Source organism: Sinomonas sp., assembly GCF_051955515.1.
In the GTDB taxonomy this organism is placed as follows: domain Bacteria; phylum Actinomycetota; class Actinomycetes; order Actinomycetales; family Micrococcaceae; genus Sinomonas.
The window spans coordinates 1-9,392 of record NZ_JBQCGQ010000106.1; the positions used below are offsets into that span (position 1 = coordinate 1).

Below are 9,392 nucleotides of genomic sequence, written 5' to 3' on the forward strand. Positions count from 1 at the left end.
CCCGCCCACGGCCAGCCTGCGTTCCGGGTAGCCTGCAGATGTGCCCCCCAAGAAGACCGGACGCCTGCTGAACCTGCTCATCGCGCTCCTGCATACGGAGCTCGGAGTCTCACGCGAGCGCCTTCTGCGCGACGTCTATGACTGGGCTCCCGGAGCGGAGCGGGAACGGGAAGCGGTCGAGCGGCAGTTCGAGCGGGACAAGGCGGATCTTCGGGCGTTGGGGGCCGAGATCAGCGAGCGACAGGGGTACGAGCGCGCGGACAGCGTAGCGCCGACCTCCCTCTATCGAATTGATCCCCGCCAGTTCCGCCTGCCGGAGCTTGAGTTCACTCCTCAGGAGCAATCGCTCCTAGCCCTCGCCGGCTTCGCCTGTCAGGGAGCCTTGGCAGGGGCGCCTGCACGAGCGGCGCTGAGGCGGCTTGAGGCCGCCGGTGCTCTGCCCGATTCTCCGCCGTCGCTCGTTCAACCCCGCCTGCGGATCGACGACCCCCGGTACGCAACCCTTGCCGACGCCGCGTCGCGGCGAGCTCCTGTCTCGTTCCGCTACTACGCCACGAGCACAGGGCAAGAGGGGGAGCGGAACGTCCAGCCGTGGGGCCTCGGGCAGCGGTACGGGCAGTGGTACCTCGTGGGATTCGACACGATGCGCGGAGCGCCGCGGGTCTTCCGGCTCTCGCGTCTCCGTGGACCCATCACCGTGGGCAGGGACAACTCCTTTGACGATCCGCCGTCGGGCGCTGTGCACGAGCAGCTCGAGCGGCTCGCCGACCTTCCCACCCAGAGGGCCCGGCTACGGGTCGCCGAAGGACGTGCCCTCGAGCTCAGGACGAGGGGATGGGCTCCCATCGCGGACGCGGAACCCGATGGTGGGGGAGCGCCTGATGGCTGGGAAGTCGGGGAGTACGCGTTTCAGGATCTCACGGTCGCCGCCGACTACCTCGCCGGGTTCGGCGACGCCATCGTCGTCGAACGACCCGCTGAACTCGCGGCAGCCGTCGTCCGCCGCCTGGAAGGGGCGCTTGAGGTCCTCGGCACTCCGGGGGCGCCCGTTGCCCCCACGGCCACCTCTCGGAAGACGACCCCTCTGGACGAGCGCCTGAGCCGCCTCATCGATCTGGTTCCCTTCCTCATGCAGGGTCCTGTCCGGGTCGAGGACGTCGCAGCCCGCTACGGCATCACACCGCGCGCACTTCTCCAGGAACTTGCGGTGCTCGAATACTCGGGGCCGACGGATCTCGGCGGCTGGCAGGACTTCATCGAGGTCCACGTCCACGACGGCATGGTCAGCCTGGCGAACGCGCCCGAACTGTCCCGGCCGCGCCGGCTCAGCATCGAGGAGGCCCTTTCGCTCCAGCTCGGCCTGCAGACCCTCGAGCCAATGGCTTCCCCTGAGGAGGTGCCCGCCCTCCGGGCACTCGCCGCGAAGGTCGGAGCTGCAACAGTGCAAGGGGCGCGCTCCATGCCCCAAGTCGATGTCAAGGCCGAACCCCAGCGCAACGCTGAACTGCTTCCCCTGCTGCGGGAGACGATCTCTCACGGTGGCACGCTCCGCTTGGAATACCTCAATCCCACGAAAGACGAGCGGTCAGAGCGGCTCATCAACCCCCTCGCCGTGCGCTCCGACGGCGACCGGTGGTACGTGGACGCCTTCTGCCATCGTGTGGAGGGGCTCCGGGTCTTCCGGGTCGACCGGATCCTTCTCCTCGAGCCGGCCGACCCACATGCGGTCCCCGCAGATCTCAGCCTCCCTGCGGAGGGGCCCCTGTCCGATCGGCACGTCGAGACAATCCTCAGGCTCGCCCCGGAAGCGCTCTGGGTCGAGCACGAATATGCGGCCGAGGATGGCGTCGACCTCGAGGACGGCAGCCGGAGAGTCCGCATGCGCGTGGCCAGTCTCGACTGGCTGCCGCGATTCCTAGCCCAGTTCGGCGGCTCTGTAGCGCTCGAAGGACCGGATGATGCCGTGGCGGCCTGTCGAGAATGGCTGGGGCGCGCCCTGAACGTCGCATCGAGCCGATAGGCTCTTCGTATGCCGTGGTGGTTCTGGGTACTGCTCTGGGCGGTGCTGCTCCTCGGCAGCCTCGCTTCAGCGGCCGTCGCCGGGTATTGGCTCTTCCGCAGGGGGATGGCCCTCATGCGAGACGCGGGGGAGGCTTTTGCAGGAATCGGCTCCGGTGCGCCGTGGGAGGCCACCGGGGACGCGGACGACGGCGGCGGGAGTGCGGACGTCGACCCGTCGCGTCGCGCTGGCGGAATTCCGACGGCGGCAGAGGCCGTCTTTGCCGATCCAGATGCCCTCGCGCGGGCGTACTCTGAGGGCAAGGCCGAGCGGCGGAATGCGCGCCGGCTGCGTCGCATCGAACGGCGCGCCCTTCGTGGACAACCACAGTCCCTCCGTGACGTTGGACTCATCTAGACTTGTCAGAGAAGGAAAGGACTTCTTGTGGGACGACTCTTCGATAGCCCTTGGCCTATCGTCATCATCATCGTTGTTGCGCTGCTGCTCTTCGCGGCGCCCAAGCTCCCGTCGATGGCTCGGAGCCTGGGCCAATCCATGCGGATCCTGCGTTCCGAGGTGAAGGAGATGAAGAACGAGGGTGGCCAGCAGTCGTCCTCGTCAGCTCCTTCCTCGAACGCGGGTGAGGCGCCGGTCGAGGGGAAGGTCATTCCCCCCAAGACCGCTGACGAGGGCGACGGCGGGGCCGCCGGCCCGTCCCAGCGCGCCTGAGCGTGGCCACGCCCAGAGGGCGGAAGGCCAACCCCGAAGGCCGGATGCCCCTCCTCGAGCATCTGCGCGAGCTCAAGAACCGCCTGATCAAAGCGGCCATCGGGGTGTTGATCGGCGCCATTGCCGGCTGGTTCCTCTATGACCCGATCCTCGAAGAGCTGCAGGCGCCCGTTCGCGATATAGCTCAGAGGACCGGGGGCATTTCCGGCGTCAATTTCTCCACGGTCGGCTCCCCGTTCGACTTCAAGCTCCAGCTGGCGATCCAGATTGGGCTGGTGATTTCCAGCCCCGTCTGGATCTACCAGCTCTGGGCCTTCATCATGCCCGGGCTCACCTCCAAGGAGCGGCGCTACACGCTGAGCTACATGGCGGCCGCTGTGCCGCTGTTCCTCGCGGGCGTGTGGATCGGCTGGATCGTCACTCCGAATGTGGTGCGCGCCCTCACGCAGTTCACGCCCTCTGGGTTCTCGAACCTCATCGATGGGCGCGAGTACATTGATTTCGTGACCCATATGGTCCTGTTCCTGGGTCTCGCATTCCTTGTCCCTGTGGTGCTCGTGGGACTCAACGCGGCAGGCATCCTGCCGGGCAGGACAATCCTGAAGGCCTGGCGCATCACCGTGCTCCTCGTCTTCGTTCTCGCTGCGATCGCCGCGCCCGGGGCGGACGCGATCTCGATGTTCATGCTGGCGGTCCCGCTCCTCGCGCTGTTCTTCGCGGCCATCGGCCTGTGCCTCCTCCGGGACAGGAGCCGGGCACGCCGTCAGGCCAAGCTGGTCGAGGAAACCGAATCGACGGCGGACAGCCCCACTTCACGCGAGGACCTCGACAAGTTCTAGGCTGGTCTCATGTCCAGCGTCCCCGAGAACCTGAGCCCGGCCGAACGCTTCGCCCTTGATGCCGAACGGCGGGCCTTCGCGAAGACGGAGCTCGGGGCGTTCGCCGCGGAACTGCCCTTCCCCCTCGACCCCTTCCAGCGGGAGGCGTGCCGGGCGCTCGAAGCCGGGCGCGGTGTCCTCGTCGCAGCTCCGACGGGAGCCGGCAAAACGGTCGTCGGCGAATTCGCGGTGCATCTCGCGCTGCGGAAGGGACTGAAGGCCTTCTACACGACGCCGATCAAGGCATTGTCGAACCAGAAGTACACGGAGCTCTCGGAAGCGTACGGGCAGGACCGGGTGGGGCTCCTGACCGGCGACGTCACGGTGAACGGCGAGGCGCCCGTCGTCGTCATGACAACGGAAGTCCTGCGCAACATGCTGTACGCGGGCTCCTCGACCCTGCGCGGCTTGGGGTACGTGGTGATGGACGAGGTGCACTACCTTGCCGATCGCTTCCGGGGGGCGGTGTGGGAGGAGGTGATCATTCATCTCCCACGGGAGGTGCGGCTCGTCTCGCTCAGCGCGACGGTCTCGAACGCCGAGGAATTCGGGGCGTGGCTGGACACCGTCCGGGGTGAGACGGACATCATCGTCTCCGAGCATCGGCCGGTTCCGCTGTGGCAGCACGTGATGGTCGGCCGGCGCTTGGTCGACCTCTTCGCGACCCGGCAGTCCTTCGAAGATCTGGCCGACGCCCATGACCACGTGAGCGAGAAAGGTGAGGCGGTCGCCGAGTCGGTGGCAGCGGCGCGGGAGGTGCGGGCCCCGGGCCGCGAACTGAACGCCGTGAATCCGGAGCTTGCGGAAATTGCCCGCCGGGAAACCCACGCGCAGCATCGATCCCGGTTCTCGCACGGCGGCCGCGCACACCGGCGAGAAGAGCGTCAACGGGGGATCAAGGCCTCGCTCGCGGGCGGCCAGAGCCGCTCCGATCACGCGCAAGTGCAGGGACTGCGGGCGAGCCGCCCCCAGATGATCCAGTCCCTGCAGCGGCAGGGTCTGCTCCCGGCCATCGATTTCATCTTCTCGCGCGCGGGGTGCGACGCCGCCGTACAGCAGTGTGTCGACGCCGGGCTCGATCTGACCACGCCGGAGGAGCGGGCAGAGATCTCGGCCGTGATCGAGGAGGCGGCACGGGAACTTCCGGCGTCGGACCTCGGAGTCTTGGGGTTCTGGTCCTGGCGCGAAGGGCTCCTCCGCGGCCTGGCCGCTCATCACGCGGGCCTCCTGCCCTCTTTCAAAGAGGTCGTGGAGAAGCTCTTCGCCGCGGGCCTCGTCAAGGCCGTCTTCGCCACGGAGACCCTCGCGCTCGGCATCAACATGCCTGCCCGCAGCGTCCTCATCGAGAAGCTGGAGAAATTCAACGGTGAGGCTCACGTCGACATCACGGCGGGGGAGTACACGCAGCTCACGGGGCGCGCCGGGCGGCGCGGCATCGACGTCGAGGGCCACGCGGTCGTCCAGTGGCGGCCGGGCCTGGACCCTGCCGCCCTCGCCGGCTTGGCGTCCCGCCGTACTTACCCCCTCAACTCGAGCTTCCGGCCGACTTACAACATGAGCATCAACCTCGTGGCCCAGTTCGGCCGCAGGCGCACGCGCGAGATCCTCGAGAGCTCGTTCGCCCAGTTCCAGGCGGACCGCTCCGTGGTGGGGCTCGCCCGGCAGGTGCGCGAGCGCGAGGAGTCCCTTGCGGGCTACGAGAAGGCCATGACCTGTCATCTTGGGGATTTCCGGGAGTACCAGCGCATCCGGGAGGACCTCTCCGCCGCGGAGAAGTTTGCCTCTCGGGAAGCGGGGCGTGCCCGGCGCGGGATGGTGCTGGATTCCCTCGCACGACTGCAGCCCGGGGACGTGGTGGAGATCGGGCACGGCCGGCTCGGCGGGTCCGCCGTCGTGCTTGCGGCAGACACCAACGCCCGCGAACCGCGCCCCCACGTGCTCACCTTCGACCACAACCTGCGGCGCATCGGCTACCAGGACCTCGAAGGCCCGCTCGAGCCGATCGCACGCATCCGCATTCCGAAGCACTTCGATCCGAAGCGTCCCAAGGACCGCCGGGATCTCGCGGCGTCGATGCGGCACGCGGTGAACCACTCACGGGAGGGAGGCGACGGCGGGCGCAAGAATCGCCGCTCTCGCCGGGACTTCGCGTTCGCCGCCGGCTACGAGGACACGGAGCGCAGGATTACCGAGCTCCGTCGCGCGCTCCGCGCCCATCCCTGTCACGGCTGTTCCGAGCGCGAGGACCATGCGCGGTGGGCGGAGCGCTGGACCAAGCTCAGGCGGGAGACCGACCGTCTCATGGAGCAGATCAAGGGCCGGACGAATACGATCGCCAAGACCTTCGACAGGGTCTGCGACGTCCTGACGGCGTACGGATGCCTCGAGGAGGCGGGCGGCGACGTCAAGGTCACCAATCGAGGCCAGCAACTGCGGCGCATCTACGGCGACAAGGACCTCCTGACGGCGCTTGCCGTGCGCGCGGGCGCGTTCGACGACGTCGACGAGGCCGAACTGGCGGCCCTCGCCAGCACCCTCGTCTACCAGGCAAAGCGCGACGAGCCGGGCCTGCCACCCAAGATGCCCAGCGTCTCTCTCGATGTCGCGGTCGACGTCCTGCTGCGCGAGTGGTCCAAACTCGAGGACGTGGAGGAGCAGAACCGGCTTCCGCGGACGGGGGAGCCCGACTTTGGGCTGGTGTGGCCGATTTACAAGTGGGCCCGAGGCCGTGACCTTCAGAACGTCCTCTCCGGCACGGAACTTGCAGCCGGCGACTTTGTGCGGTGGGTGAAGCAGGTCGTGGACCTCCTCGACCAGCTCTCGGACGTCCCCGGGATTGACCCCCGCATCCGCAGGCTCTGCCGGGCGTCCATCGAGTCCATCAAGCGCGGCGTCGTGGCATATTCCGGGGTCTCCGACTGACATCCCCTTCCGTCCTCATCTCCCGAGCCTCGATCACGCCTGCAGAAAGGCACAGCCATGTCCTCTCAGCGCCATCTGACCCTCTATCGCAACGGCTCCGTCTATTCCACGGCCGACCCCCTGGCGACGGCCATGCTCGTGGAGGGGAGCACCGTCGCCTGGGTGGGGACCGAGCAGGCTGCTGCCTCCATCGCCGATTCCACGATGCGCGTCGTCGACCTCGACGGGGCCGTTGTGACGCCGGGGTTCGTTGACTCCCACGTGCACCTCTCGGACACCGGCCTTTCGCTCCGCTCGCTGGACCTCGCCTCGGTGCGCTCCGCCGCCGAATTGCTTGACGCCGTCGCCCGCGCTGCGCAAGGCACGGATGGCACCGTATACGGGCACGGGTGGGATGACTCGACCTGGTCCAATCCCGTGCTGCCCACCCGCGAGGAGCTGGAGAGGGCCAGCGGAGGGCGGCACGCGATCCTCACGCGCGTCGACGTCCATTCCGCGCTCGTCTCGCCCGCGCTCGCGGCGGCAGCTGGCCTGGGATCTACCGCGGTCCCGGGGTGGGATGGTGGACCTGTTGCCTCGCGCGAGGCTTTGGGCGCCGTGAGGGTGACCGCGCGTCCGTCCGATCCGAAGGAGATCGCGCTCCTTCACGAAGCCGCCCTGCACCATGCGGCGGCGCGGGGCTACGTCGCCGTCGTCGAGCAGGCGGCACCGCAGATCGCCGGCGTCGAGGACCTGCGGATCCTCCTTGGCGAGCCGAGTGCCGAGCGCGGACGGCCTGAGGTCTTCGCCTACTGGGGGGAGCTCGTCGAGTCTGTGGATGAGGCCAGATCCGTCCTCGAATCGCTCGGCGTCCTCGTGAGCGGACTTGCCGGCGACTTGAGCATTGACGGTTCGATCGGTTCCCGTACGGCCCTGCTGTCTGCCGATTACGACGACGCCCCTGGCCACCGCGGGGCGGCCTACCTGAGTGCCGAGCAAGTGGGACGGCACCTTGCCGCGTGCTCGGAGTTGGGGATCCAAGGCGGCTTCCACGTGATCGGAGACGCGGCTCTCGGGATCGCGCTAGAGGGCTTGCGGGAGGCTGTCGAGCGGGTGGGAATCTCTGCCGTTCGTGCTGCTGGACACCGCCTTGAGCACGTTGAGCTGGCCTCGCCCGAGGACATCGCTGCTCTTGCCGCCCATTCCGTGACGGTCAGCGCGCAACCGCTGTTCGATGCGGCGTGGGGCGGCGAAGGCGGCTTGTACGCGCGGAGGCTGGGTCTGCGCTGGGAGGGGATGAATCCCTTCGCGAGCTTCGCGTCCGCGGGCGTTCCCGTCTGCTTCGGCAGTGACTCGCCCGTGTGCGATCTCGACCCCTGGGCCAGCGTCGCGGCGTGCCTGGGCCATTCGACGCCGTCCCAGAGGATCTCGGCGAGGGCTGCGTTCATCGGCCACACCCGGGCAGGCTGGCGTGCGCTCCGGCACCGTGACCCGCTCATGGGCCAGCTCGTGCCCGGTGCTCCAGCCAGCTTCGCGGTATGGCGCGTCGACGAGCTCATGGTGCAGGTCGCGGACGAGCGCGTTCAGGCATGGAGCACCGACCCGCGAGCCCGAACGCCGTTGCTGCCGGCACTCGACACGGAGAACTCCCCGTCCTGTCTTGCAACAGTGCACCTCGGCAACGAGCTCTTCCGGTCGGCCGAATTCGGCGACTGACACACGTCGACGGAGTCACGGATGAGCGGATTCGCACTCGAAACGGTTCATTCTGCGCGTCCAAAGGCGCCGCTGAGCAGGAGAAACGCCCGTTTGCGCAGGTGGGAAGGCGGTTGACAGGTGACCTGTGCCACGTAGGATCGATTGACATCGGGCCGCGTCGCCAGCACGGTCCCAGTCGCCGCCGAGCTGCAAAGGCGGTGGCACTGCCCTGGGGGCAGGTTCACACGTCAGTAGAAAACAGTCGGGGGACTGACCAGCTGCCAGCCCCGCGACTGGCCCGAAGACGCGTGGGCCTGCCCCGCGGCTGGATATAATGGGCGTTCGTGCCCTCCCGCAGGGCCCCGGACTCCTGAACCAGCCTCCGAAAGGGACGCCTGCGTGCGCATTCTGACGATCATCCCCACGTACAACGAGCTCGAGTCCCTGCCGAAGACCCTCGGGCGTCTGCGCTCGGCGGTCCCTGCCTCGGACGTTCTCGTGGCGGATGACAACAGCCCGGATGGCACTGGCGACCTCGCCGACCGGATCGCGTCGGAGGACCCGCAGGTCCACGTGATGCACCGCCGCGGCAAGGAAGGCCTCGGCGCGGCCTACATTGCCGGCTTCCGCTGGGCGCTCGAGCGGGACTACGACGTCATCGTCGAGATGGACGCTGACGGCTCGCACCAGCCGGAGCAGCTTCCCCGGCTCCTCGACGCTGTCGAAGCTGGCGCTGATCTGGTCATCGGGTCGCGCTGGGTGCAGGGCGGTACCGTGGTGAACTGGCCCCTCTATCGCCAGCTCATTTCGCGCACCGGCAGCACGTATGCGCGCACCATGCTGGGTTTGAAGATCAAGGACATGACCGCGGGATACCGCGCGTTCCGCCGCACCACGCTGGAGAAGCTCGATCTCGACTCTGTCGAGTCGGTGGGCTACGGCTTCCAGGTAGACCTTGCCTGGCGTGTGGCGAAGATGGGACTCAAGGTCGTGGAGGTCCCCGTGACCTTCGTCGAGCGCGAACTTGGGTCGTCGAAGATGAGCGGCAACATTGTGGTCGAGGCAATGCTGAACGTGACCAAGTGGGGCCTGGCAGACCGGCTGAAGCAGCTCTCGGGTCGCAAGCAGGGCTGAGCCGGGGCCGGGGCTGGCGGAGACACGAAGAAGGGGCGGGACCCTCGGGTCCC

Annotated in this window: 7 protein-coding genes; all 7 read left to right on the forward strand. The window is 68.0% G+C overall.

The annotated features are described in order from the left end of the window. Positions 1–40 precede the first annotated feature (40 nt). The 7 genes from ACTHL9_RS05755 to ACTHL9_RS05785 all read left to right on the forward strand — a co-directional run bounded on the left by ACTHL9_RS05755 (position 41) and on the right by ACTHL9_RS05785 (position 9,339). Complete coding sequence (locus tag ACTHL9_RS05755; protein WP_440517889.1) at positions 41–2,020, forward strand: helix-turn-helix transcriptional regulator; 1,980 nt, start codon at positions 41–43, stop codon at positions 2,018–2,020. A 9-nt stretch (positions 2,021–2,029) separates the two neighbouring features. Next, positions 2,030–2,416 (forward strand): hypothetical protein, encoded by a 387-nt coding sequence (locus ACTHL9_RS05760; protein ID WP_440517890.1) that lies wholly within the window; start codon positions 2,030–2,032, stop codon positions 2,414–2,416. 27 nt (positions 2,417–2,443) lie between these two features. Next, complete coding sequence (tatA, locus tag ACTHL9_RS05765) at positions 2,444–2,728, forward strand: Sec-independent protein translocase subunit TatA (RefSeq protein WP_440517891.1); 285 nt, start codon at positions 2,444–2,446, stop codon at positions 2,726–2,728. A 44-nt stretch (positions 2,729–2,772) separates the two neighbouring features. After that, positions 2,773–3,567 carry a twin-arginine translocase subunit TatC gene (gene tatC / locus ACTHL9_RS05770; RefSeq protein ID WP_440517895.1) on the forward strand — a complete coding sequence of 265 codons (795 nt, stop codon included), beginning with the start codon at positions 2,773–2,775 and terminating at the stop codon, positions 3,565–3,567. Between the two features lie 9 nt (positions 3,568–3,576). Then, on the forward strand, positions 3,577–6,528 hold the full coding sequence (locus ACTHL9_RS05775) for a DEAD/DEAH box helicase (RefSeq protein ID WP_440517892.1): 2,952 nt from the start codon (positions 3,577–3,579) through the stop codon (positions 6,526–6,528). A 57-nt stretch (positions 6,529–6,585) separates the two neighbouring features. Then, positions 6,586–8,223: an amidohydrolase gene (locus ACTHL9_RS05780; RefSeq protein WP_440517893.1), complete on the forward strand. Its 1,638-nt coding sequence runs from the start codon at positions 6,586–6,588 to the stop codon at positions 8,221–8,223. Positions 8,224–8,604: 381 nt separating this feature from the next. After that, positions 8,605–9,339: a polyprenol monophosphomannose synthase gene (locus ACTHL9_RS05785; protein ID WP_440517894.1), complete on the forward strand. Its 735-nt coding sequence runs from the start codon at positions 8,605–8,607 to the stop codon at positions 9,337–9,339. The last annotated feature ends 53 nt before the right edge of the window (positions 9,340–9,392 follow it).

Bases quoted from the DNA above. Each gene is read 5' to 3' on its own strand.
- ACTHL9_RS05760 (WP_440517890.1), top strand. From the start codon at position 2,030: ATGCCGTGGTGGTTCTGGGTACTGCTCTGGGCGGTGCTGCTCCTCGGC.
- tatC (WP_440517895.1), top strand. From the start codon at position 2,773: ATGCCCCTCCTCGAGCATCTGCGCGAGCTCAAGAACCGCCTGATCAAA.
- ACTHL9_RS05775 (WP_440517892.1), top strand. From the start codon at position 3,577: ATGTCCAGCGTCCCCGAGAACCTGAGCCCGGCCGAACGCTTCGCCCTT.
- ACTHL9_RS05780 (WP_440517893.1), top strand. From the start codon at position 6,586: ATGTCCTCTCAGCGCCATCTGACCCTCTATCGCAACGGCTCCGTCTAT.